The organism is Ensifer sp. LBL, assembly GCF_050435225.1.
In the GTDB taxonomy this organism is placed as follows: domain Bacteria; phylum Pseudomonadota; class Alphaproteobacteria; order Rhizobiales; family Rhizobiaceae; genus Ensifer.
Genome location: NZ_JBNDJY010000003.1, coordinates 681,273 through 704,120 on the forward strand (window position 1 = coordinate 681,273; position 22,848 = coordinate 704,120).

Consider the following 22,848-nt stretch of genomic DNA (forward strand, 5'->3'; position numbering starts at 1 on the left):
GAGCTTATTGATCTCTTTGGACTTATTGCCGTAACATGCCATTATTGCGTCGCCATATGCACATTTTCGCATCGCACAATTTGCCTTTCGTACAGCTTGGCAGTCGAAAATAAATCATATAGCAAATTCGCAACGTTCATTGTCGTGGCACGTCTGTGTGCCACGTTGCCATAAGACGGAGGGTCCGATGACTGATAAAACCGCGGTTGTAACACTCGATGGAAAGTCGGCGGATCTTCCGGTGCGATCTGGGTCCATCGGCCCTGACGTCGTGGACATCGGCTCGCTCTACAAGCAGACGAAGATGTTCACCTACGACCCGGGCTTCACGTCGACGGCGTCGTGCGAATCCAAGATCACCTATATCGACGGCGACGAAGGTGTGCTGCTCCACCGCGGCTACCCGATCGAACAGCTTGCCGAGCACGGCGACTTCCTCGAAGTCTGCTATCTGCTGCTCTACGGCGAACTGCCGACGAAGGCGCAGAAGGCTGATTTCGACTACCGCGTCACGCACCACACCATGGTGCACGAGCAGATGTCGCGCTTCTTCACTGGCTTCCGCCGCGACGCACACCCGATGGCCGTCATGTGCGGCTGCGTCGGCGCGCTCTCGGCCTTCTACCACGACTCGACCGACATCACCGATCCGCACCAGCGCATGGTTGCCTCGCTGCGTATGATCGCCAAGATGCCGACGATCGCGGCCATGGCCTACAAGTATCACATCGGCCAGCCCTTCGTTTACCCGAAGAACGACCTCGACTACGCCTCGAACTTCCTGCGCATGTGCTTCGCCGTTCCGTGCGAAGAGTATGTCGTCAACCCGGTTCTGTCGCGCGCCATGGACCGTATCTTCATCCTGCACGCCGATCACGAGCAGAACGCATCGACCTCGACGGTTCGCCTCGCCGGTTCGTCGGGCGCCAACCCGTTCGCCTGCATCGCGGCCGGCATCGCCTGCCTCTGGGGCCCGGCGCACGGCGGCGCCAACGAAGCGGCGCTCAACATGCTTGCCGAAATCGGCACGGCTGACCGCATTCCGGAATTCATCGCCCGCGCCAAGGACAAGAACGACCCGTTCCGCCTGATGGGCTTCGGTCACCGCGTCTACAAGAACTACGACCCGCGCGCCAAGATCATGCAGAAGACCACGCATGAAGTGCTCGCCGAGCTCGGCCACAAGGACGATCCGCTCCTCGAAGTGGCGATGGAACTGGAGCGCATTGCGCTGACCGACGAGTACTTCATCGAGAAGAAGCTCTACCCGAACATCGACTTCTACTCGGGCATCACGCTGAAGGCGCTGGGCTTCCCCACCACCATGTTCACCGTTCTCTTCGCGCTCGCCCGCACCGTCGGCTGGATCGCCCAGTGGAACGAGATGATCGAAGATCCGGAACAGCGCATCGGCCGCCCGCGCCAACTCTATGTCGGCGCTCCGCAGCGCGACTACGTGCCGGTCTCCAAGCGCTAAGACCGACAAAAGCACATGCAACAAGGGCCCGGTCAGCGATGACCGGGCCCTTGTTTTTGCAGCGCTGGACCGATGACGACCGGTAGTAATCGGTCGCCATGAGCGGCAACGCAATACTGCCCGAGCGCACGCCGCGCGCCAGGCGCCATCGTCAGCAAAGCGTCGAGGAAAATTGCGCCTCAGGCAGCGGTAAATCTTACGACTTGCGCTTGTCGAGATAGCCAAGAACGATCCTGGCTGCCATCTCGCCCGGCGGATGATCGGTCGCCATCCGCTGCTGCACAAGCGCGTAGCCGTCGAGCATCGAGGCCCGCTGCGCCGTTGCGCCCGAAAGCCGCTCCATCCAGCGCGTCAATGCACCGGGGCGGATCGATTCGCCGAAATATTCCGGGACGATCGGGAAATCCGCGATCAGGTTCGGCAGTGCGCCGCTCCAGATGCGGATCCGCTTGTGCAGGAACTTCACCAGGAAATCAGGCGCATAGGTGGAAACGACGGGCACGCCGGCCAAAGCCAGTTCTAGAATGACCGTACCCGAAGCTGCGATCGCCGCATCGGCCCGATCGAACGCCGCCCATTTGTCGGCCGCACCGACGGAAATCTCCGGCTGGATCGTCCAGGATGCGGTAATTTCCCGAACCAGTTTCTCCTGGCGCGGCACGGTCGGAAGCACGAAGCGGACGCCCGGATGGCGGGCAGCGAGTTCCTCGACCGTCGCGCGGAAGATCGGCAGCAGGCGACCGACTTCGCTCGAGCGCGAGCCCGGCAGCAGAAGGCAGGTCGAAACACGCCCGTCCTTGGCGCCTGCAAGGCGCGGTTGGCGGCTTGCGCGAACGGCAAGCACATTGGCGTCGCTTGCAAGCCGATGGCCGACATAGGTGGTCGGGGGGCCTTGCAACCGCTCCATCGCCTCCGGCTCGAAGGGCAAGACGGCAAGCACGTGATCGACATATCCGCGCATGCGCGGCGCTCGCTCCGGCTTCCATGCCCAGACGCTCGGGCAGACGTAGTTGATGACGGGCAGATCCGGCAGGGCGGCACGGACTTTTCGCGCCACGCGGTGGGTGAAATCCGGGCTGTCAATGATCAGAAGCGCGTCGGGTCGGGCTGCTATGATGGCCTTTGCCGTCTGGCGGATGCGCATGATCAGCTTCGGCAGACGGGCGAGCACCTGGGTGAAACCCATGATTGACAGTTCGGAATAGTCGAACAGCGAGCGCAGGCCCTCGGCCTCCAGAGCCTCGCCGCCGACACCGACGAGTTCGACGTCGCAATGGCTTTGCGCCCGAAGCGCGCGAACGAGATCGGCGCCCAGAAGATCGCCGGAAACTTCACCGGCGATCACAGCAAGCTTGTACCGTGGCGCAATCATCGTCTGTTGCCTCCGGATGCGCGCTCCACTCCGGCGACGAACAGCCCCGCTCGATCGGCGACACTGACCACGTCGTTCCGTTCCAGTACCAGCGCCCGCCCGGCTTCCACAGCAACGCCAGCAAGACCAGCTCGCTCGGCAAGAGCGATGGTGGATGGACCGATCGACGGCAGGTCGGCGCGCAGATCCTGTCCGGGTTTGCAAAGCTTGACGAGAACGCCGCGTCGGCGCGAAGAGACGCGCCCCTCCGCTTTCAACACGGCGACACGCTCCAGCATGGCGTCGGTCCCCTCGGCACCCTCGAGCGCGACGACACGCCCGCCGACGGCAACCGCCCCCTGCCCCACGTCGAGCGCGCCGAGCGCATTGGCCGCAGCAATACCCGCTTCTATGTCGCGTTGGTCGTCAGCGTCAGGGTTCACAGCACCGATGGGGCCTGAGTCGGCCAGGAGATTGGGAACCACCTCGTGCACGCCGATGACATGCGCGCCGCTTGCCTCTATCAGCTGCATCGCCATGCGCAGGACCGCATCGTCCCCGCCCGAGACCAGCGTCTTGAGAACTGAAGGTATCTTTGCGAGGGTCCGCAACGTCGGGCGGATATCGCGCCATTCCGGACGGCGCCGAACCCACCCGGACAAGACGACGCGGTCTATGCCCTCTTCCCTGAATGTCCGGCTGATATTGGCGAAATCGCCGATCGCCAGAACCGAGTGGTCGAAGTCGATCCAATCGGCTTCTTCGGCTTCACGCGTGAGTGCGATGATGTAGGGATCTTCGCCGCGCGCACGAACTGCTTCGGCGACATGGTGGGGCAGCGCGCCGCCACCAGCGATGATTGCGAGCCGGCCGCCAGTCGCCGCGCGGCTCGCAGCAGAAGACATCACGGTCAGGCCTTGCCGCGTTGCGGCGACGACAGTGCACGGTCGCTCTCGGCGCCGATGAAGTCGAGGATTTCCATGACCGGCGCGCAATCCATATAGTCTTCGCGAATCGCTGCGGCATTGGCGCGGATCGATTCCGGCCCTTCGAAAATCTGCTTGTAGGCGCGGCGAACCACATGGATCGTTGCACGATCGATGCCAGCGCGGCTCATGCCAACAACGTTCAGGCCGCTGAGCAGGCCAGGATTGCCGTTGAGCATGCCATACGGAATGACGTCGTAGCTGACAGCCGACAGACCGCCGACAAAGGCTTGGCGGCCGACGCGGGTGAACTGGTGCACTGCGCAGCCGCCGCCGAGAATGACGCGGTCCTCGACCGTGACATGGCCCGCCAACATCACATTGTTGGACAGGATAATGTTGTTGCCGAGGCGGCAATCATGCGCCACGTGCGAGTTGGCGAGAAAGAGATTGTTATCGCCAACAACCGTCTTGCCGCCATGTTCGACGGTCCCGGTGTTCATCGTCACGCCTTCGCGGATCGTGCAATTGGAACCGATCAGAAGTTCGGTATCCACAGCACTGTGATGAACACTCTGGGAATCACCACCGACCACGGCGTTCGGGAAAATCTTCGTTCCCTTGCCGACCGTCGTCCGGCCGATCACCACGGCATGGCTGAGAATCTCGATATCGTCGCCCAGAACGACTTTCGGCCCGATGTAGCAAAACGGGCCGATCTTGACGTTCTCGCCGATCACAGCCCCGCTCTCGACGACCGAGGACGGGTGGATCTTCGCAGATGCTGCAATCATGTTCAGGCGTCTTCCTTGCTGACGATCATCGCGCCGATATCAGCTTCTGCGACAAGTTGCCCGTCAACTTTTGCATCACAGTGAAATTTCCAGATATTGCCGCGCTGCTTCTGCTTCACGACATGGAATTCGACGCGATCGCCAGGCACAACCGGCTTGCGGAAACGGGCATTGTCGATGGTCATGAAATAGACCAGGTTCGTGCCGGTTCCGACCTTGCGGGCGCAGATCGCGCCAGCCGTCTGCGCCATGCCCTCGACGAGCAGGACGCCCGGCATGATCGGCTGCTCCGGGAAGTGACCGGTGAAATGCGGCTCGTTCGCCGAGACATTCTTGATACCGATCGCCGAATTGTCGCCGTCGATCTCGATGATGCGATCGACGAGCAGGAATGGGTAGCGATGGGGCAGCAGTTTCAGGATTTCCTGAATATCCGCCGTACCGAGAACCGTTGCTGCTTCACTCATTCGCGCCGCCCTTCTTCTTTTTCTGTCTTTCCTCTGCCCGCATAGCCATTTCCGCGACATCGCGCAGGAAATCACGCATCGGGCGCGCCGGAATACCACCATACCGTTCGCCGGCGGGAACATCGGCGGCCACGCCGCTCATAGCCGCGATCTGGACGCCGTCACCAACCGTGATGTGGCCATTGACGCCGCTGCCGCCGCCAATCATGACGCCATCGCCGATCTTCGTGCTGCCGGCAATGCCGACCCCACTGACGATGCCGCAATAACGACCGATGCGGACGTTGTGACCGATCTGAACGAGATTGTCGATCTTGGTGCCCTCGCCGATCACCGTGTCATCCATCGTGCCACGATCGATCGTCGTATTCGCGCCAATCTCGACGTGATCCTGGATGATCACCCGCCCGACCTGGACGATCTTGATCATCCCGCCTTTCGGACCCGGCGCATAGCCGAAACCATCCTGACCGATGCGAGCACCCGGATGGATGATGACACTGTTGCCGACGAGCGCGCAGAGCACGCTGGCGCCCGCAGAAATCGTGCAATCGCGGCCGATGCGCACGCCCGGGCCGATCACCGCGCCGGCTGCAATGCGCGTGCCGCGGCCGATTTCGGCGCCGGCGCCAACGACTGCCGTCGGTTCAACTTCGACATCGTCTTCAAGCCGCGCGGTCGGGTCTACGAACGCACCGGGCGCAATCCCGCTTAGGCTCGTATTGCGTGCCGGACGCATTGCAATCTCGTGCAACAACGTACCTGCAAGCGCAAAGGCCGTATGCGGCCGCGCTGTCAAAAGGACGGGAATATGGGCGGGGACAAGAGACGAAATCGTCTTGTCGCAAATGATCGCCGATGCCTCACAGGTCTCGAGTTCAGCGCGGCTCTTGCGAGACAACATATAGCAGACGTCACCGGGCTTTGCCCGATAGACCGGCGCTACGGAGCGGACAGCGCGGTCAGCGACCGCGACATCCACCAATTCCGCCCCAATTCGATCCGCCAGGTCGCCCAGGCGGATCCCATCGTGGGGCGGAAAAAACCAATTCTGTTCCATGTACACTCCAGAACGATCTTTTCTGGCAGTTCTGGACTGCTTCTTATCAGAACGACGAGGAAATGCCGAACTTCAGGTTCTGAACCTTGTCGAAATCTTCCTTGGCGATCGGCCATGCGTAGTCGACACGCAGCGGACCGAAGGGCGAAGCCCAGATCAGACCAACACCGACCGATGCACGCAGCGACGAGTTGTTGCCCTGCACGGTTTCGCCCGGGGCCATCTTGACCTGGTTGCTGTAAAGCGTGCCGGCATCAGCGAAGACTGCACCGCGGAAGCCGCTGTCACGCGGGATACCCGGAAGCGGGAACGTCGCCTCGGCCGAAGCCGTGAAGTAGGTCGTACCGCCGAGCGCATCGCCCGTTGCCTTGTCCCGCGGACCAACACCGTTGCGCTCGAAGCCACGGATGTCGCTGGTACCGAGCTGGAACTGGTCGAAGACCTGCAGATCGCTACCGGTCTCGAAGATATGGCCAGCGCTACCGCCGAGTGAAGCGATGATGTCGGCTTCGTCGTTGACCGTGTAGTACCACTTGGCCTTACCGGTCATCTTGTAGAAGTCGGAGTCGCCACCGAGGCCGGCGAATTCATGCGTGAAGGTCGCAAGAATGCCGTCATGCGGAAGCTGCGCATCGTCGAGCGTATTGTAGGTGATCGACTGCGAAACCGACGAACGGACCCAGTTGCCACCCTCGACCGCACGAACGTAAGGCGACGACAGCTTCGCAACGTTACCGCTATAGTCGAACTGCGTGAAGTTGTAGCGCAGCGTCGTCGACAGGTTCTCGGTGATCGGCGCGGTCACGCGCAGGCTGAAGCCCTGATCTTCGTAGCTGTAGTTGTCGTCATCGAAGTCGTTTTCGTTCTTGAAGACGTCGAAGCCTGCGGCCAGACGATAGCCAAGGAAATACGGCTCCGTGAACGAAACGTTGTACGTGCGGCTTTCGTCGCCACGACCAGCGGCAACGCGGATGTACTGGCCACGGCCGAGGAAGTTCTTTTCTTCGATCGAAGCTTCGACGAGGAAGCCACCACCGCTACCGGCGGAGTAACCTGCACCGATACCGAACGAACCGGTCGACTGATCCTGTACGTCAACGATCACGACAACACGGTCAGCGGCGCTGCCCGGAGCGGTCGAAACGTTAACACTCGAGAAGTAGCCGAGAGCCTCGAGGCGACGCTTGGCACGCGCAACCATTTCCTGGTTGAAGGCGTCGCCTTCACCCATGTCGAACTCGCGACGGATGACGTAGTCACGGGTACGGGTGTTGCCGCGGATTTCGATACGCTCGACATAAGCACGTTCGCCCTGATCGACGAGGTAGTCGACCGAGATCGTGTGGTTGCCGAGATCGCGGTTGCCGCGCGGCGTGACGCGGGCGAACGGGTAACCGGCCGAAGCGACGCGCTTCGAAATTTCGGTCATCGTCGCCTGGACGTCCTTGGCCTTGTAGACCGAACCCTCACGGCTCACGACGAGCCCCTTCAGTTCTTCGGCATTGACACCCTCAACGGTCGATTCGACGTTAACCGAACCAAAGTCGTAGCGCGGGCCTTCTTCGACGGTGATCGTCACCGTGTACTCGTTGGTCGCCTCATTCAGGGCCGCATCCGAGGAAACGACCTGGAAGTCGGCGTAGCCGCGGTTGTAGTAGAACTGACGCAGCAGCTCTTCGTCCGCACGCAGCTTGTCGGGATTGTAGACGTCCTTGCGCGTAATGAAGGAGAAAATGCCCGATTCCTTCGTCGCGATGACCGACTGCAGACGGCCGTCGCTGTAGGCTTCGTTGCCGACGAAGTTGATCTGGGAAATCTTGGTGCGCTCGCCTTCGTTGATGACGAATGCGAGATTGACGCGACCTTCGGCGACAGGAACGACCTGCGTCGTCACCGTGATATCGCTTCGACCGATCGCCGCATAGGCGTCCTTGATCGACTGGATGTCCGTCTCGACCGTCGCTTCGCTGTAAGGACCGAGCGGCTGCGTGCGCACGACGCCCTGCAACTTGTCGTCCTTGATCTTGCGGTTGCCGTTGAAGACGACCTGGTTGACGAGCTGATTCTCGCTGACGTTGACGACCAGCGTGCCGCCGGAAACGTTGATGCTGACGTCGGAGAAGTAGCCGGTCGCATACAGGCGCTTCACGGACGCGTCGATATCGGTGTTGTTGAAGCTCTTGCCCGGGACGATCGTGATGTTCGCACGAACCGTCTCAGCGCTGACGCGCGTGGCGCCGCGAACTTCGACACGATTGATGACCGCAGCTTCTGCAACGGACGTGCCTGCGAGCAACCCAACACCAGCGCCGGAAACAACAATGCTTGTTGACAGCGCAGCCGCCGACACCGCGTTCAAAAACCTTGAACCAGCTTTCATGTTCAAATCTTACCTTTTCCAAACGTCGCGCGGCAGTTTCGTGCCGACTCCGGTCACGGTTGCCGTTTTAACCGCTTTTCCCATACAAGCAAGCCAGCTCGTTAATTTCTGTTTACTTCAATTCGAACCGTGGCTTAACGGCCACTACAGCCTCGATTTATCGTAAACAAAACCTTTCGTCGCAAGCCGTTGAAAACCAATCGTTCACAGTATCCGTCGAAATCCCCCTCGCCGTTTCCCCGGCCGAACGCTAGCCGAAGAACATCGATATGTCGTTCCAGGTGGCAAAGACCATGAGCATCAGCACCATGGCAAAGCCGATCCGATAGGCGACATCCTGCGCGGCCGGGCCCACCGGCCTTCCGCGCAAGGCCTCAACCGCATAGAACATCAAGTGGCCGCCATCAAGCACCGGAACGGGCATGAGGTTAAGCAATCCTATGGAAACAGACAGGATCGCGGCAATATTCAGCAAAAACGGAATTCCAAGCGTCGCCATCTGCCCCGAAACCTTGGCGACGCGGATCGGTCCACCGATCTGATCCGCCTTCATCCGCCCGGTCACGACATTGGAGAGATAGTCGAAGGTGCCGGTGACGACATGCCAGCTTTGCAGGACGCCCTGCCCAACGGCCTCGATCGGACCGTAATTGACGGTGCGGAAATTACCGGCTTCCTGGTCGGTCAGGATACCGATGACGCCGATTTCCATCTTGTTGCCGAACTGGTCCGTGAGCTCGGTGCGCTGCGGCACCATGGACAGATCGAGCATCGCGCCGTTGCGTTCGATGCGAATCGAAATCGGCATTTCCGGACGGACGCTGACATAGCGGCGAACGTCGTCGAAGGTGACGACCGGCGTGCTGTCGATCGAAATCAGTCGGTCTCCGGGTACGACGCCGGCCTGCGCAGCCGCACTGTTCTCATTCACCCGCGCAACCACCGGATCGGCGACCTGACGCCCGTAGACGGAGAACAGAACGGCAAAGATGGCGATGGCGAGAATGAAGTTTGCGATCGGTCCGGCAGCGACCGTTGCCGCGCGCTTCCACAATTTGGCGCCAAGGAAGGTCTGGCTGCGCTCTTCCGGCGCCAGCGCCTCCAGGCGCTTGTAGTCCGGCACGCTCGCCGCATCCTCGTCGCCGTAGAACTTGACGTAGCCGCCAAGGGGAATCGCCGCCAGCTTCCATCGCGTTCCGTGCCGGTCGGTCCAGCCGACGAGCTCCGGGCCAAAGCCGATCGAAAAAGCGAGAATGCGGATACCCGACCAGCGGCCGACGAGGTAGTGGCCCATCTCGTGTACGAAGACCAGCAGCGTCAGCACCAGAAGAAATGGGATGACGTAGCCGGTCAGAATCTGAAGGGCATCAAATAGATATGTCATGAACGTTCCTCAAGCACCCATGGGCCTAAGCTCAAAGGCTATACAGGACTGATCCGAAAGCGATCTGGCGCCCTTCGCTGACGAAATACTGAACCATGACCAGAATCAACGCCGCGACGCACGCGAAAATCAATCCATCGACCCGATCCATAACGCCGCCATGCCCCGGAATGAGACGGCTGGAATCCTTCACCCCAAAACGGCGCTTGATGAAGGATTCGAACAAGTCTCCCACTTGGCTGGCGACGGAAAGCACCAGCGCAATGATCGGAATCCGGAGATCTTGCAGCGAAAAATAAGCCATAAAGACGGCAACACCGGCGAGGATGCCGCAAATTGTGCCACCGATGGCGCCCGACCACGTCTTGCCGGGCGATATGCGCGGGGCGAGCTTCGGTCCTCCGATCGCGCGGCCGGTAAAATAGGCGAAGATATCGGTCGCCCAGACGACGGCAAAGACGAACAGCGTCGCCATCAGGCCGAGATCGTCGGCGCCGCGAAGCGCGGCAAGCGAAATGCCGGTCAGCCCGGCATAGGCTATGCCACCCGGCAGCCACCAACTGGTCTTTTGCAGGGATACCCAAAGGACGGTGAGCACAACAAAGGCGGCCAGGACCGGAAGGCTGTAGCCGATGTATCCGGTCACGATCAGGCCGGCGATGATGACAATGGCCAGCCAACCAACGGCGTTGCCCTGGAAATCCCCTTCCTGGAGGCCAGTGATCGTCGACCACTCGTAATACACCAGCAGCGCAATCAGCGCCGAGAGAAGCTGGAATGCCAGGCCGCCGAACCAGGTCGCCGCCAGTGTCACCGCCGCGAGGACCACGCCCGAAGCGATACGAAGCTTGAGTTCAGTCTGCATCAGGAACCAACCGCCAGCGTGGGCTCGGTGACGCCGCCGAAGCGGCGCTCGCGGCAGGCGTATTTTTCAAGAGCCGCCAGGAACGTCTCGCGGGTAAAGTCCGGCCACAGCTCCGGAACGAAGATCAATTCCGAGTAGGCGCCCTGCCACAGAAGGAAATTCGAGAGACGCTCTTCGCCGCTGGTGCGGATGATCAGGTCCGGATCCGGGATGTCCGATGTGTCGAGCGTCGCCGAGATACGTTCGGGGGTGATGTCCTCGGGCCGCAACCGTCCTTCGGCGACTTCCGTCGCCAGGCGCCGCATGGCCCGTGTCATTTCATCCCGCGCGCCGTAGTTGAAGGCGATAACAAGCGTGATGCCGGTATTTGCCCGCGTCGTCTCCTCCGCCTCCACCAGCAACGGTAGAATGTCACCCCGGAGGTTGGAGCGGTCGCCGATGACGCGGATGCGCACATTCTCGCGGTGCAGGTCGGCAAGATCCCGGCGGATGAAGGTCTTGAGCAACCCCATGAGATCGCTGACTTCCGCCGCCGGCCTGCTCCAGTTTTCCGAGGAAAAAGCAAAAAGCGTTAGGTAGCGGATCCCCAGCTCGCCCGCCGTCTTGACGGCGGCGCGAACGGTCTCGACGCCCTTGCGGTGCCCCATCGTGCGCGGAAGCCCACGCGCGTTCGCCCAACGCCCGTTGCCATCCATGATGATGGCAACATGTTCCGGAACGGTCGTGGAAGTGAGGTTTTGCATAAGGCGTCCGCGAAAGGAGACTCAGATCACGAGCAGATCAGACCTGCATGATTTCCTTTTCCTTCTCGACGAGCAAGCGGTCGATATCGGAAATCGTTTCGTCGGTCATCTTTTGCACGCGCTCGGACTGAGAACGGCTGATATCCTGGCCGATGTCGCCATCCTTTTCGGCTTTTTTCAGGTCGTCCATGCCATCGCGACGAACGTGACGCACGGCGACCTTCGCCTTTTCGGCGTAGTCATGTGCCACTTTGACGAGCGACTTGCGGCGCTCTTCGTTGAGCTCCGGCAGCGGAATGCGCAGGTTCTGGCCGTCGATGATCGGATTGAGGCCGAGGTTCGATTCGCGAATGCCGCGATCGACGGCGCCGACCATCTGCTTGTCCCAGACCGAGACGGACAGCATGCGCGGCTCGGGAACCGTGATGTTCGCCACCTGGTTGAGGGGCACGCGCGAGCCATAGGCTTCGACGGTCACCGGATCGAGAACGTTCGCCGACGCGCGGCCGGTACGGAGCGACGCGATATCGCTCTTGAATGCGGAAATGGCGCCATCCATGCGACGCTTCAGTTCCTTCAGGTCAACACCTTCACTCATGGTCGAAACTCCCGTTCTATCATGCGCCGGCCGCAAGGCCGTTCTGCAGCTTCTTAGTTGTCTGTGACGATGGTCGCGCGACCGCCGCCGGTCAATATTTCCGCAAAGCCACCCTTCTCATGAATGGAGAAGACAACGATCGGAATGGCATTTTCGCGTGCGAGCGCGACGGCGGCAACATCCATGACGGCAAGGCCCTTCTCGAGGACTTCGCTGTGCGTCAGGCGGTCGAAGCGGGTCGCAGTCGGATCCTTCTTCGGGTCGGCGGAATAGATGCCATCGACCTGCGTGCCCTTGAAGATCGCCTGCGCGCCCATTTCGGCGGCGCGAAGGGCGGCGGCAGAATCGGTCGTGAAGAAGGGGTTGCCGGTGCCGCCGGCAAAGATCACGACGCGGCCGAGGGAAAGATGGTAGAGCGTTGCACGCTGCGAGAAGCTCTCGCAGATCTCCGGCATCGCGATTGCCGAGAGCACCACCGTGTCGATGTCGAGCTTGCGCAGCGACGTTGCGAGCGCCAGCGCGTTGATCACGGTTGCCAGCATGCCCATGTGGTCGCCGGTCACCCGGTCGCCACCCTTGGAAGCGACGGCCACGCCGCGGAAGATGTTGCCGCCACCGACAACCACGCCCACTTCGACGCCCATGGCACGGGCCTCAGCGATATCTGCGGCGATCCGGTCGGCGACCGCGACATCGATGCCGAAGCCCTGGCTGCCCATCAGGGCTTCGCCGGAGGCTTTGAGTAGAACGCGTTTGTAGAGTGGCTCGGCCGGCATCATCGCTCCTGAACAGATCGGCGCGCGTGCGCACGAAGGCGGCGCACAGCGCATAAGGACACATTGCGCTCCATGGTTTCAACCGCAACGGCGTATTTTCCGGCGGGTCCAGCGCATTGACGAAGCCGGATACACGAAGGGCACCGCGTTGTCACGCGATGCCCCAAGGTTTTCCCAATATGGGTGAAGAAATCAGCCCTTGGCGACGGCTGCAACTTCTGCAGCGAAGTCGGACTCTTCCTTCTCGACGCCTTCGCCGAGCAGCAGGCGAGCCATACCGGTGACTTCGATCGGTGCGCCAGCGAGCTTTTCAGCGTCTTTGACGGCCTGACCGACGGTGATTTCCGGGTTCATGACGAAGGCCTGCGACAGCAGAGCGACTTCTTCGAAGAACTTGCGCATGCGGCCTTCAACCATCTTTTCGATGATGTTGTCCGGCTTGCCCGAGGCGCGCGACTGTTCGATGAAGACGTTGCGCTCGCGCTCGGCGACAGCGGCGTCGACTTCGTCGGCGCGGATCGCGAGCGGGTTGGTCGCAGCGATGTGCATGGCGACCTGACGGCCGACCGAGTACAGCACTTCCTTGTCGCCGACCGACTTCAGCGCGACGAGAACGCCGAGCTTGCCGATGCCGTCGCCAGCAGCGTTGTGGATGTAGGTTGCAACAACGCCGTCTTCGACCTTGAGCAGAGCTGCGCGGCGCAGCGTCATGTTCTCGCCGATGGTGGCAATCGCATCCTTGATGGTCTCATCGACCGACTTGCCGGTTGCCGGGTAGTTTGCAGCCGCAATGGCTTCAACCGAGCCGTCGGTGGTCAGCGCTACATTGGCAACGCCGCGGACGAGTTCCTGGAACGCTTCGTTGCGGGCAACGAAGTCGGTTTCGGAGTTGATTTCGACGACGACGGCCTTGACGCCACCGCTGACAATACCGATGAGGCCTTCAGCAGCCGTGCGGCCCGACTTCTTGTCGGCCTTGGCGATGCCCTTGGCGCGCAGCCAGTCGATCGCAGCTTCCATGTCGCCGTTGGTTTCGGCGAGCGCCTTCTTGCAGTCCATCATGCCTGCGCCGGTCTTTTCGCGCAGTTCCTTCACCATTGCTGCAGTTACACTCATCTTATTGCCTCTTTGTCTGTTGGTTGGCGCGCTGCCCTTGAGGGCGCGGTACCAGGAGGTGTGGCAGGGAATGGCTTTTCATTGTGACACCGTGATGACTGCATCATCGCGGGCATTGTCCGGATCCAAGGATCCGAACGGATCGGCGCCACCCCTGGCTGAAAAGAACAAGGCCGTTTTGACTTTCATCACAAACGGCCTTGTCCCGACATTTCATTGGGGGCGGCAGAATTTATCTGCCGCCAAGGCCCGATCAGGCGTCGGAGGCCTCGTCGAGCGCCGGCTCAACCGGAGCTTCGGCGGATGCGCCGAGGTCACGGCCCGATGCGCCCTGCTGGCGTGCGATGCCGTCGATGGCAGCGCGTGCGATGAGGTCACAGTAGAGAGCGATGGCGCGCGAAGCGTCGTCGTTGCCCGGGATCGGATAGTCGATCTGGTCCGGATCGCAGTTCGAGTCGATGACTGCGACAACCGGGATGCCGAGGCGCTTGGCTTCGTCGATCGCGATCGATTCCTTGTTGGTGTCGATGATGAACATCAGGTCCGGTGTGCCGCCCATGTCGCGGATACCGCCGAGAGCGCGGTTCAGCTTTTCGCGTTCGCGCTCGAGGTTCAGGCGTTCCTTCTTGGTGAAGCCCGAAGCTTCCGAAGCGAGGATTTCGTCGAGCTTGCGCAGGCGCTGGATCGAGTTCGAAATCGTCTTCCAGTTGGTCATCATGCCGCCGAGCCAGCGAGCGTTGACGTAGTACTGGGCCGAACGCTTGGCAGCGTCAGCGATGATTTCGGACGCCTGGCGCTTGGTGCCGACGAACAGAACGCGGCCGCCGTTGGCAACGGTGTCGCTGACGATCTGCAGGGCGCGCGACAGCATCGGCACGGTCTGTGCGAGGTCGATGATGTGAACGTTGTTGCGATCGCCGAAAATGTACGGCTTCATCTTCGGGTTCCAGCGGTGCGTCTGGTGGCCGAAGTGAACGCCAGCTTCCAGAAGCTGACGCATGCTAAAATCAGGCAATGCCATGCCTTTTCTCCTTTTCCGGTTTAACCTCCGCGAAGCGTCGAGCATGTCTTTCGACCGGCCCACCGGCGGAACGATCCGGATTTCTCCCGGAACATCCCAAGCTTCACGTGTGGAATGGGCAGCCCCTTAACGGCAACCGCCCGATAAATCAAGCCGCAAACGCCGCTTTTTACCGCAATCGGCTATTTGCAGTCCTCGGATTTGAACACTTCGAGGTCCGCAAGCTTGCCGCTCAGGACGAAATCGCCGTAGTCCATCGTCAGATCGCGGGTAATCCCGTTCTCGTAGAGTTTGAACGACATGCGGTAGATCGGCAGCGCGTCGCCGCTCTTGTCGTCGTTGAAGTAGGAGATGGTCACCGGCCAGTAATTGTCGCCGCTGAGCTTGCCCGCCTTGCCGGCATCCGGTTCGTCCGCCGAGGGCTTGCGCGACTTGCCGACGAAGGTCGAGGTGATCAGGGTCTTGTCGCCCGAATCGGAGCCGTCGAAGATGCGCGCCTCAAAGAGGCTCTCGCCCTTCTTCGCCCGCGAGATCACTTCCATCATGTGCGCGGTCGGAAACCGGCTCGCCGCGAGTTCTATTTCGCGCTTGTCGGGCGCGGTCAGTTCGACCTTGACACCCGCCTTATCCTCATGCGCCGTCCCGCGCACTTCCTTGTCCAACTTCTCGTCGGTGAAGGAGCGGGTCAGGAAGCGGAAGTTGCCATTCTTCAGGTCCTCGTAGGTGGTCGTCTGCTGGTCGGTCAGACGCACTTCCTCGCCGGTATCGACCTGGGTGACGAAACGGAAGCTGACGGTATAGCCCGCGCAGGCCGAGCCATTGAACTCGTAGACCATGCGACCATACATGCCGGCGATACCGGAACGATCCGACGCATCCTTGAGTTCGAGATCATAGACGGCACGGTGCGGCACAAGGGCGTTTGCGTACGCCGCCGTGGCGCCCGATAGTGTCATGACGGCGAAACAGGCGCTGCCCAAAGTGACGAGACCGAAGCCTTTATGAAACATCCGTTTCCTCCTGTTGGACTCGCCGGCAATGCTATAAACAAGCGTTCGGCAGAAGCGAGGCGGCGTTCGCAGGAAAAAGCCGGTGCCCGCCGCGATCCGGCCTGAATGCAGGATTTTAACACAAAAGACAACAATGGAGCTTTCCATGTCGGCAGAGATCGAAGCGCGCCTCAAGGACCTCGGAGTGACCCTTCCCCAGGCTGCGACCCCGGTTGCAAACTACGTGCCCTACGTCATCAGCGGCTCGATGCTCTACATCTCGGGACAGCTTCCGATGGAAGACGGCAAGGTCGCCGTGACCGGCATCGTCGGCAAGGACGTGGACGTGGCCCGTGCGCAGCGCGCCGCCGAACTCTGCTCGATCAACATCCTCGCCCAGGCCAAGGCAGCACTTGGCGGCGATCTCGGTCGCGTCCGTCGCCTGGTGAAGATCAATGGCTTCGTCGCTTCGACGCCGGAATTCGTCGAGCAGCATCTGGTCATCAACGGCGCATCCAATCTGCTCGCCACCGTACTCGGTGAAGCCGGCAAGCACGCTCGCGCCGCCGTCGGCATGGCCTCCCTTCCCTTCAACGCCGCCGTCGAGATCGACGCCGTCATCGAAATCGCCTGACAGGGTACCCGCATGGCTGATATTTCCTGGCTGAAGGCCCAACCGATTGCCCATCGCGGCTATCACGACATGAACAAGGACGTTTGGGAGAATACGCTTTCGGCTTTCTCCCGCGCCGTCGATGCCGGCTTCGCGATCGAATGCGACCTGCAATATACCGCCGACAGCATTCCGGTCGTCTTCCACGACGACGACACGCAGCGCCTTTGCGGCATCAAGGGCGACGTTCGTTCGCGCACAGCCGGCGAGCTCGGCCTGATGGCGATCGGCGGAACGAAGGACAAGGTGCCGACACTAACCCAGATGCTGCGTCTTGTAGCCGGCAAGGTGCCGCTGGTCATCGAACTCAAGGGCCGCAAGGGCGACGACGAGGGCTTTGCCGCTGCCGTGCTGGAAACGCTCGAAGGCTACAAGGGGCATGTTGCCCTGATGAGCTTCGACCACTGGCTGCTCAAGGACCTGAAGGCGCTCGACGCGCCCTACCCGCTGGGCCTCACCGCGGAGGGCGCCAATCCGGAGACCTTCTTCGTGCACGAGGAAGCGATGCAGCTCGGGCTCGACTTCATCTCCTATCACTACGGCCACCTGCCGAACGCGTTCATCACCAAGGAACGGACGCTCGGAAGGACGATCATCACCTGGACCGTACGCGACCGGCAGGCCGAGGCGTACACTTACGCCCATGCGGACCAGATGACCTTCGAGGGATTCGACCCACGGGAGGCCCTGGTTTCCTAACGTAATGTCAGACGCCGTCACCCTCCGCATTGCGCAATCCTTCACCGATATACCGGCGGCACGCTGGAACGTGCTGTCCGGTGCATCGAAAGCTTTTCCCGGCGGTGTCTACAATCCCTTCCTCTCGCATGCCTATCTTTCGGCGCTCGAGGAGTCCGGGTCGGCGACGGCCAAGACCGGTTGGCTCGGCCAGCATCTGTTACTCGAAGGAGGCGACGGCCAATTGCGCGGCGGCCTCGTCTGCTATCTGAAGAGCCACAGCCAGGGTGAATACGTTTTCGACCACGGTTGGGCCGACGCCTTCGAGCGCGCCGGCGGCCGCTACTACCCGAAACTGCAAAGCTCCATCCCCTTTACGCCTGCGACCGGACCACGGCTGCTTACGGCACCGGATGAAAACACGAGCGCCGTTCAGGATGCGCTTGCGGCGGGCTTGAAGGAGCTCGCCCGCAGACACGATGTCTCATCGGCCCATGTAACTTTCATGCCCGAAGCCGAGATCCCTGCGCTTGAACGCGCCGGGTTCCTGCACCGCACGGACCAGCAATTCCACTTCACCAATGAAGGCTATGGCTCCCACGCCGATTTTCTGGAGACCCTTGCGTCACGCAAGCGCAAGGCGCTGAAGAAGGAGCGCAGGGCTGCGCTCGAAAACGGCATTTCGATCGACTGGCTGACCGGCAGCGACCTGACGGAAGCGATCTGGGACGAGTTCTTCGCCTTCTACATGGACACCGGCGGGCGAAAATGGGGTCGCCCCTACCTGACGCGCGCCTTCTATTCGCTGATCGGCGAACGCATGGCCGACGATATCCTGCTGGTGATGGCGCGCCGCAACGGCCGCTACATCGCCGGCGCGATCAACTTCATCGGCGGCGATGCGCTCTACGGTCGCCACTGGGGCTGCATCGAGGATCACCCATTTCTGCATTTCGAGGTCTGCTATCACCAGGCGATCGATTTCGCGATCGCCAAGGGGCTGAAGCGCGTTGAGGCCGGCGCCCAGGGTGAGCACAAGCTTGCGCGCGGCTACATGCCCGTCACCACCCATTCCGCCCATTTCATCACCCATCCGGGACTTGCCCGCGCCGTTGGCGACTATCTTCAGCGCGAGCGCAGGGATGTGGAGGAAACGGGCGAAATCCTTGCAGAGCATGGACCTTTCCGCAAAGGTGACCGGCAGGACGACTAAGCCGCTTTTCGTGAAGCCGGTTTCATTAGACGAGGAAGAACAATGAGCTACGACGACAACAACATCTTCGCCAAGATCCTGCGCGGCGAAATTCCCTCGCATCGCGTCTATGAAGACGACGCGACGATCGCCTTCATGGATGTCATGCCGCAGGCCGAGGGCCACCTGCTCGTGGTGCCGAAATCCCCCTCGCGCAACCTGCTCGACGCCGATGCCGCAACGCTGCCGGCGCTGATTGCTACCGTGCAGAAACTGGCCGTTGCCGCCAAGGAAGCTTTCGACGCCGATGGCGTGACGATCATGCAGTTCAACGAAGCGCCGGCCGGACAGTCGGTCTTCCATCTGCATTTCCACGTCATTCCGCGGCAAGCAGGCGTGCCGCTGAAGCCGCATTCCGGCACGATGGAAGACGGCGCCATCCTCGCGGCCAATGCCGAAAAGGTAAGGCAGGCGCTCTAATCGCGCTCATATCATCCACTCGGGGAACCAGGAGCCGGCGAAGCCGGCTCTTTAACAGACGGTCAGGTGAAAGACCTCGCCTCGGACTAAAAACCCAAACACCACAGGCCCAACGCCAACGCGGCAATCGATGACGCGATACCGATTGCCGGCTTTCGTCCAAACAGGAAGAAGGCGGTAGCCCCAAAGCCGACGGCACCGGCGCGCAGCCAGAGCGGGGATTGTTCGAGTACACCGGTCGGATAGAGAATGAGCTTTGCGATGACCGCTGCGACCAGCGCGGTAGCCACTGCCCTCACCCAGTTCAGCGCCTCGGAATCATCGCGCAGCTTGTTGCCGGTGATGACACCAAGCCAGCGCCAGATGTCGGTCGCCAGCCAGCCGGCAATCGCTATGAAGACATAGGCCCACCACCCATCCTGCCAGGTCATGCTCCCACCTCCTTGCGTTGGCGCCAGAGGCGTTCGACCAGCCAGGCAAGCGTGCCGCCGACAAGGCCGGCCAGCAGAATGTCGAATTCCGGAAACAGCCAGTAGAACAGCGGCCCGCCGGCAAGACCGAAGAGCAACGCCACGTAGACGACGGGGTGGCGCGCCGAATGCCAGATCGAGGCGAGGAAGTAGACCGGCGTCAGGAAGAAGAGGCAGCCGGCGACGATTGGTGGGAAATCGGCGACGAAGTGGTAGACGACGGCGACGAGCAGCATGTTTGCCGCCACCAGTGTGATACCGAAGCCCGCGAAAAAGGCGACGCGCCGCTCACGCGGCACCTGCGGCACCTTCTCCATCGCAAACACCCAGGCGGTGATCGCGACAAAATGCGAGAGGAAGAGCAGAAGCCAAGTCGGCGTGCGTGACCCGCGCAATTCCGGTATCAGCGCAGCGACCATCGGCATCAGCCGGACGGACGACAGCGAGACCGCGAGGAAGGCGGTCGCAAGTCCCGCGCCACTCATCATCGAGCTCACGAGAATGACCTTGGCCGGGAGCGCCCAGACCATGCCGACCATGAAGACCACTTGCTCGACGGGGATGCCGGCCTGCGCCGTCAGCGAACAGAAGCCGACAAAGGACAGCATCAGAATGAAGGCCGGCAGGCTGAAGATGCCGCGCATGCCTTTCCCGAACCAGGCGAGCGAAGATTGCTCGTCTTCTTCTCTCTTCATCGGCGATTCCGGATTGTTTCCAACTCGACCACGACGACCCCGGATCGAATCGTCCGGGATCAGCAAGGCCGAATATAGGCTATCGGACCGGCCCGCGGGCGAAAAACCACGCTGGGGTTCCTATTTCGTCCTCAAAGAAAAACGGCGCCGGATGGTTTGCATCCGGCGCCGTCGAACGTGTCTTGCGGGGTTACTTCTTGCGCGGCACCTTCGGCACCGTGCGGCCCTTTCTGGGAGCCACGTCGCCTGCCCCGGCTTCGTCATCCGTTGACGCTTTGGAGGCAGCCTTCTTCGGCTTGGACTTCGGCGCGGGCTCGGCGCCCACCTCTTCCTTGTCTTCGGCCTTCTTCGGCTTCGTCGCCTTCATTGCCGGGCGGGATACTTCCGCCTTCGGCTTGATCGGCGTTGTCTCCGGAACTGCATCGAGCAGCAGGCCCTTGGTGCCATCGGCCTTGGTGCCGATCGTCACCTTGACGACGCCGCCCTTCTTCAGCTTGCCGAAGAGGATTTCATCGGCGAGCGGCTTCTTGATATTTTCCTGGATGACGCGAGCGAGCGGCCGCGCGCCCATCTTCTCGTCGTAGCCCTTCTCGGCCAGCCAGGCGATCGCCTCCGGCGCGAGGTCGAAAGTGACGTTGCGCTCGGCGAGCTGGGTTTCGAGCTGCATGACGAACTTCTGCACCACCTGGTGGATGACCGGGGTCGGCAGCGAAGCAAACGGAATGACCGCGTCCAGACGGTTGCGGAATTCCGGCGTGAACAGGCGGTTCAGCGCCTCTTCATCTTCGCCCGTACGCTTGGAAGAACCGAAGCCGATGGCGGCCCGGGCCATTTCCGATGCGCCGGCATTGGTCGTCATGATCAGGATGACGTTGCGGAAGTCGATCTTCTTGCCGTTGTGGTCGGTCAGCGAACCATGGTCCATGACCTGCAACAGGATGTTGAACAGGTCCGGATGCGCCTTCTCGATCTCGTCGAGCAGAAGCACGCAATGCGGATGCTGGTCGACGCCATCGGTCAGGAGGCCGCCCTGGTCGAAGCCGACATAGCCGGGAGGTGCACCGAGCAGACGCGAAACCGTGTGCCGCTCCATGTATTCCGACATGTCGAAGCGCAGGAGTTCGACGCCAAGCGAGGTCGCAAGCTGCTTGGCGACTTCCGTCTTGCCGACGCCGGTCGGGCCGGAAAAGACGTAGCAGCCGATCGGCTTGTTCGGTTCACGCAGGCCGGCACGGGCCAGTTTGATCGACGACGCGAGCGCCTCGATCGCCAGGTCCTGGCCATAGACGACCGAGCGCAGTTCGCGCTCGAGGTTGGCAAGCACAGCTTCGTCGTCCTTGGAGACCGTCTTCGGCGGAATGCGCGCCATCGTCGCGATCGTCGCCTCGATCTCCTTCTCGGTGATCAGCTTGCGGCGCTTGCTGGCGGGAAGCAGCATCTGTGCGGCACCGGATTCGTCGATCACGTCGATCGCCTTGTCCGGCAGCTTACGGTCATTGATGTATCGCGCCGACAGTTCGACGGCCGCCTTGATCGCCTCGTTCGAGTATTTCAGGTGGTGATACTCTTCGAAGTAAGGCTTCAGGCCCTTCATGATCTCGATCGCGTCGGCAATCGTCGGCTCGTTCACGTCGATCTTCTGGAAGCGGCGGACAAGCGCCCGGTCCTTCTCGAAGAACTGACGATATTCCTTGTAGGTGGTCGAACCGATGCAGCGGATCGCGCCGGAAGACAGTGCCGGCTTCAACAGGTTCGATGCATCCATGGCGCCGCCGGAGGTGGCACCGGCGCCGATGACCGTATGGATCTCGTCGATGAACAGCACGGCGCCCGGATAGTCCTCGAGTTCCTTGACCACCTGCTTCAGGCGCTCTTCGAAATCACCACGATAGCGCGTACCGGCAAGCAGCGTGCCCATGTCGAGCGAGAAGATCGTCGCATCCTGCAACGCTTCCGGCACCTTCTTTTCGATGATGCGCTTGGCAAGGCCTTCGGCGATCGCCGTCTTGCCGACGCCGGGGTCACCGACATAGAGCGGATTGTTCTTCGAGCGGCGGCACAGCACCTGGATGGTGCGGTTCACCTCGGCGTGACGGCCGATCAGCGGATCGATCTTGCCGGACTTCGCCTTCTCATTGAGGTTGACGCAATAGGCGGTCAGCGCGTCCTGCTGCTTCTTGGCGCTTGCCTCTTCGTTGTCGCGCGCGGGCTTCTGCTCGCTCTCGTGATCGTCGGAGCCGCGCACCGGGCGGGCTTCGGAGCTGCCGGGCCGCTTGCCGATGCCGTGCGAGATGAAGTTGACCGCGTCGTAACGGGTCATCTCCTGCTCCTGCAGGAAATAGGCAGCGTGGCTTTCGCGCTCGGCGAAGATCGCGACCAGCACGTTGGCGCCGGTCACTTCCTCGCGGCCGGACGATTGGACGTGAATGACCGCCCGCTGGATCACGCGCTGGAACCCGGCCGTCGGCTTGGAATCTTCGTCGTAGCCGGTCACCAGGTTCGACAGTTCGTTGTCAACGTAATCGGTTACGGTCTTGCGCAGCGTCTCAAGATTGACGTTGCAGGCGCCCATCACGGCCGCCGCGTCGGCATCGTCGATCAATGCCAGAAGCAGATGCTCGAGCGTAGCGTATTCGTGGTGGCGCTCGTTGGCAAAAGTCAGTGCCTGGTGCAGCGCCTTTTCGAGGCTGGGCGAAAATGTTGGCACGTTAGT

General features: G+C 61.4%; 23 protein-coding genes. 6 read left to right on the forward strand and 17 right to left on the reverse strand.

Annotation, left to right across the window (positions count from 1 at the left end; all coding sequences use genetic code 11):
* The first annotated feature begins 187 nt into the window (after positions 1 to 187).
* A complete protein-coding gene (gene gltA, locus OKW20_RS14915) occupies positions 188 to 1,477 on the forward strand; it encodes a citrate synthase (protein WP_034796688.1) in 1,290 nt (429 codons plus the stop codon).
* A 196-nt stretch (positions 1,478 to 1,673) separates the two neighbouring features.
* On the opposite strand, the gene lpxB is transcribed toward gltA, so the two are convergent.
* From lpxB to bamA, 6 genes are read right to left on the reverse strand one after another with little or no spacing between them, the layout of a single operon-like run.
* On the reverse strand, positions 1,674 to 2,849 hold the full coding sequence (lpxB, locus tag OKW20_RS14920; RefSeq protein WP_429173233.1) for a lipid-A-disaccharide synthase: 1,176 nt from the start codon (positions 2,847 to 2,849) through the stop codon (positions 1,674 to 1,676).
* Positions 2,846 to 3,733 carry an LpxI family protein gene (locus tag OKW20_RS14925; protein ID WP_205239020.1) on the reverse strand — a complete coding sequence of 296 codons (888 nt, stop codon included), beginning with the start codon at positions 3,731 to 3,733 and terminating at the stop codon, positions 2,846 to 2,848. The genes lpxB and OKW20_RS14925 overlap by 4 nt, the downstream gene beginning before the upstream one ends.
* A 5-nt stretch (positions 3,734 to 3,738) precedes the next feature.
* Positions 3,739 to 4,554 carry an acyl-ACP--UDP-N-acetylglucosamine O-acyltransferase gene (gene lpxA / locus OKW20_RS14930; RefSeq protein ID WP_043622187.1) on the reverse strand — a complete coding sequence of 272 codons (816 nt, stop codon included), beginning with the start codon at positions 4,552 to 4,554 and terminating at the stop codon, positions 3,739 to 3,741.
* Positions 4,551 to 5,015 carry a 3-hydroxyacyl-ACP dehydratase FabZ gene (gene fabZ, locus OKW20_RS14935; protein WP_034796695.1) on the reverse strand — a complete coding sequence of 155 codons (465 nt, stop codon included), beginning with the start codon at positions 5,013 to 5,015 and terminating at the stop codon, positions 4,551 to 4,553. The genes lpxA and fabZ overlap by 4 nt, the downstream gene beginning before the upstream one ends.
* Positions 5,008 to 6,075, reverse strand: coding sequence for a UDP-3-O-(3-hydroxymyristoyl)glucosamine N-acyltransferase (gene lpxD, locus OKW20_RS14940; protein WP_043622184.1), 1,068 nt, complete (start codon positions 6,073 to 6,075; stop codon positions 5,008 to 5,010). The genes fabZ and lpxD overlap by 8 nt, the downstream gene beginning before the upstream one ends.
* 46 nt (positions 6,076 to 6,121) lie before the next feature.
* Positions 6,122 to 8,455, reverse strand: coding sequence for an outer membrane protein assembly factor BamA (bamA, locus tag OKW20_RS14945; protein ID WP_429173235.1), 2,334 nt, complete (start codon positions 8,453 to 8,455; stop codon positions 6,122 to 6,124).
* Between bamA and OKW20_RS14950 the strand changes: the two genes are divergently transcribed.
* A complete protein-coding gene (locus tag OKW20_RS14950; protein ID WP_192447221.1) occupies positions 8,397 to 8,621 on the forward strand; it encodes a hypothetical protein in 225 nt (74 codons plus the stop codon). The genes bamA and OKW20_RS14950 overlap by 59 nt on opposite strands.
* 84 nt (positions 8,622 to 8,705) lie before the next feature.
* Here OKW20_RS14950 and rseP read toward each other — a convergent pair whose 3' ends face one another.
* From rseP to OKW20_RS14990, 8 genes are all read right to left on the reverse strand, one after another.
* Positions 8,706 to 9,839: an RIP metalloprotease RseP gene (gene rseP / locus OKW20_RS14955; RefSeq protein ID WP_429173237.1), complete on the reverse strand. Its 1,134-nt coding sequence runs from the start codon at positions 9,837 to 9,839 to the stop codon at positions 8,706 to 8,708.
* Positions 9,840 to 9,870: 31 nt separating this feature from the next.
* Positions 9,871 to 10,704 carry a phosphatidate cytidylyltransferase gene (locus OKW20_RS14960; protein WP_429173240.1) on the reverse strand — a complete coding sequence of 278 codons (834 nt, stop codon included), beginning with the start codon at positions 10,702 to 10,704 and terminating at the stop codon, positions 9,871 to 9,873.
* The gene (locus OKW20_RS14965; protein WP_043622175.1) at positions 10,704 to 11,447 is read right to left on the reverse strand and encodes an isoprenyl transferase; all 744 of its coding nucleotides are present in this window, start codon (positions 11,445 to 11,447) and stop codon (positions 10,704 to 10,706) included. The genes OKW20_RS14960 and OKW20_RS14965 overlap by 1 nt, the downstream gene beginning before the upstream one ends.
* Positions 11,448 to 11,484: 37 nt before the next feature.
* Positions 11,485 to 12,045 carry a ribosome recycling factor gene (gene frr, locus OKW20_RS14970; protein WP_034796704.1) on the reverse strand — a complete coding sequence of 187 codons (561 nt, stop codon included), beginning with the start codon at positions 12,043 to 12,045 and terminating at the stop codon, positions 11,485 to 11,487.
* Between the two features lie 53 nt (positions 12,046 to 12,098).
* Positions 12,099 to 12,821, reverse strand: coding sequence for a UMP kinase (gene pyrH, locus OKW20_RS14975; RefSeq protein WP_043622205.1), 723 nt, complete (start codon positions 12,819 to 12,821; stop codon positions 12,099 to 12,101).
* Positions 12,822 to 13,013: 192 nt separating this feature from the next.
* Positions 13,014 to 13,937: a translation elongation factor Ts gene (tsf, locus tag OKW20_RS14980; RefSeq protein ID WP_043622170.1), complete on the reverse strand. Its 924-nt coding sequence runs from the start codon at positions 13,935 to 13,937 to the stop codon at positions 13,014 to 13,016.
* Between the two features lie 253 nt (positions 13,938 to 14,190).
* Positions 14,191 to 14,958: a 30S ribosomal protein S2 gene (gene rpsB, locus OKW20_RS14985; protein ID WP_043622167.1), complete on the reverse strand. Its 768-nt coding sequence runs from the start codon at positions 14,956 to 14,958 to the stop codon at positions 14,191 to 14,193.
* Between the two features lie 182 nt (positions 14,959 to 15,140).
* Positions 15,141 to 15,968: a cell envelope integrity EipB family protein gene (locus tag OKW20_RS14990; RefSeq protein WP_192446038.1), complete on the reverse strand. Its 828-nt coding sequence runs from the start codon at positions 15,966 to 15,968 to the stop codon at positions 15,141 to 15,143.
* A gap of 145 nt (positions 15,969 to 16,113) precedes the next feature.
* Between OKW20_RS14990 and OKW20_RS14995 the strand changes: the two genes are divergently transcribed.
* From OKW20_RS14995 to OKW20_RS15010, 4 genes are read left to right on the forward strand one after another with little or no spacing between them, the layout of a single operon-like run.
* Positions 16,114 to 16,581 carry a RidA family protein gene (locus OKW20_RS14995; RefSeq protein WP_429173244.1) on the forward strand — a complete coding sequence of 156 codons (468 nt, stop codon included), beginning with the start codon at positions 16,114 to 16,116 and terminating at the stop codon, positions 16,579 to 16,581.
* A 12-nt stretch (positions 16,582 to 16,593) separates the two neighbouring features.
* Entirely contained in the window at positions 16,594 to 17,319 is a 726-nt protein-coding gene (locus OKW20_RS15000) for a glycerophosphodiester phosphodiesterase (RefSeq protein ID WP_429173246.1), read from the forward strand.
* 4 nt (positions 17,320 to 17,323) lie between these two features.
* A complete protein-coding gene (locus OKW20_RS15005; protein WP_429173248.1) occupies positions 17,324 to 18,511 on the forward strand; it encodes a GNAT family N-acetyltransferase in 1,188 nt (395 codons plus the stop codon).
* A gap of 42 nt (positions 18,512 to 18,553) precedes the next feature.
* Entirely contained in the window at positions 18,554 to 18,970 is a 417-nt protein-coding gene (locus OKW20_RS15010; protein ID WP_043622157.1) for an HIT family protein, read from the forward strand.
* 86 nt (positions 18,971 to 19,056) lie between these two features.
* Here OKW20_RS15010 and OKW20_RS15015 read toward each other — a convergent pair whose 3' ends face one another.
* The 3 genes from OKW20_RS15015 to clpA form a co-directional block, all read right to left on the reverse strand.
* Positions 19,057 to 19,401 carry an AzlD domain-containing protein gene (locus OKW20_RS15015; protein ID WP_429173250.1) on the reverse strand — a complete coding sequence of 115 codons (345 nt, stop codon included), beginning with the start codon at positions 19,399 to 19,401 and terminating at the stop codon, positions 19,057 to 19,059.
* The gene (locus OKW20_RS15020) at positions 19,398 to 20,135 is read right to left on the reverse strand and encodes an AzlC family ABC transporter permease (RefSeq protein ID WP_043622151.1); all 738 of its coding nucleotides are present in this window, start codon (positions 20,133 to 20,135) and stop codon (positions 19,398 to 19,400) included. The genes OKW20_RS15015 and OKW20_RS15020 overlap by 4 nt, the downstream gene beginning before the upstream one ends.
* A gap of 190 nt (positions 20,136 to 20,325) precedes the next feature.
* Positions 20,326 to 22,842, reverse strand: coding sequence for an ATP-dependent Clp protease ATP-binding subunit ClpA (gene clpA / locus OKW20_RS15025; RefSeq protein WP_429173252.1), 2,517 nt, complete (start codon positions 22,840 to 22,842; stop codon positions 20,326 to 20,328).
* Positions 22,843 to 22,848: the final 6 nt, after the last annotated feature.

Coding starts and splice junctions, on each gene's coding strand:
- gltA (WP_034796688.1), top strand. CDS start 188: ATGACTGATAAAACCGCGGTTGTAACACTCGATGGAAAGTCGGCGGAT.
- lpxB (WP_429173233.1), bottom strand. CDS start 2,849: ATGATTGCGCCACGGTACAAGCTTGCTGTGATCGCCGGTGAAGTTTCC.
- OKW20_RS14925 (WP_205239020.1), bottom strand. CDS start 3,733: ATGTCTTCTGCTGCGAGCCGCGCGGCGACTGGCGGCCGGCTCGCAATC.
- fabZ (WP_034796695.1), bottom strand. CDS start 5,015: ATGAGTGAAGCAGCAACGGTTCTCGGTACGGCGGATATTCAGGAAATC.
- lpxD (WP_043622184.1), bottom strand. CDS start 6,075: ATGGAACAGAATTGGTTTTTTCCGCCCCACGATGGGATCCGCCTGGGC.
- OKW20_RS14950 (WP_192447221.1), top strand. CDS start 8,397: ATGCTTGTTGACAGCGCAGCCGCCGACACCGCGTTCAAAAACCTTGAA.
- bamA (WP_429173235.1), bottom strand. CDS start 8,455: ATGAAAGCTGGTTCAAGGTTTTTGAACGCGGTGTCGGCGGCTGCGCTG.
- rseP (WP_429173237.1), bottom strand. CDS start 9,839: ATGACATATCTATTTGATGCCCTTCAGATTCTGACCGGCTACGTCATC.
- OKW20_RS14960 (WP_429173240.1), bottom strand. CDS start 10,704: ATGCAGACTGAACTCAAGCTTCGTATCGCTTCGGGCGTGGTCCTCGCG.
- OKW20_RS14965 (WP_043622175.1), bottom strand. CDS start 11,447: ATGCAAAACCTCACTTCCACGACCGTTCCGGAACATGTTGCCATCATC.
- frr (WP_034796704.1), bottom strand. CDS start 12,045: ATGAGTGAAGGTGTTGACCTGAAGGAACTGAAGCGTCGCATGGATGGC.
- pyrH (WP_043622205.1), bottom strand. CDS start 12,821: ATGCCGGCCGAGCCACTCTACAAACGCGTTCTACTCAAAGCCTCCGGC.
- tsf (WP_043622170.1), bottom strand. CDS start 13,937: ATGAGTGTAACTGCAGCAATGGTGAAGGAACTGCGCGAAAAGACCGGC.
- rpsB (WP_043622167.1), bottom strand. CDS start 14,958: ATGGCATTGCCTGATTTTAGCATGCGTCAGCTTCTGGAAGCTGGCGTT.
- OKW20_RS14990 (WP_192446038.1), bottom strand. CDS start 15,968: ATGTTTCATAAAGGCTTCGGTCTCGTCACTTTGGGCAGCGCCTGTTTC.
- OKW20_RS14995 (WP_429173244.1), top strand. CDS start 16,114: ATGTCGGCAGAGATCGAAGCGCGCCTCAAGGACCTCGGAGTGACCCTT.
- OKW20_RS15000 (WP_429173246.1), top strand. CDS start 16,594: ATGGCTGATATTTCCTGGCTGAAGGCCCAACCGATTGCCCATCGCGGC.
- OKW20_RS15005 (WP_429173248.1), top strand. CDS start 17,324: ATGTCAGACGCCGTCACCCTCCGCATTGCGCAATCCTTCACCGATATA.
- OKW20_RS15010 (WP_043622157.1), top strand. CDS start 18,554: ATGAGCTACGACGACAACAACATCTTCGCCAAGATCCTGCGCGGCGAA.
- OKW20_RS15015 (WP_429173250.1), bottom strand. CDS start 19,401: ATGACCTGGCAGGATGGGTGGTGGGCCTATGTCTTCATAGCGATTGCC.
- OKW20_RS15020 (WP_043622151.1), bottom strand. CDS start 20,135: ATGAAGAGAGAAGAAGACGAGCAATCTTCGCTCGCCTGGTTCGGGAAA.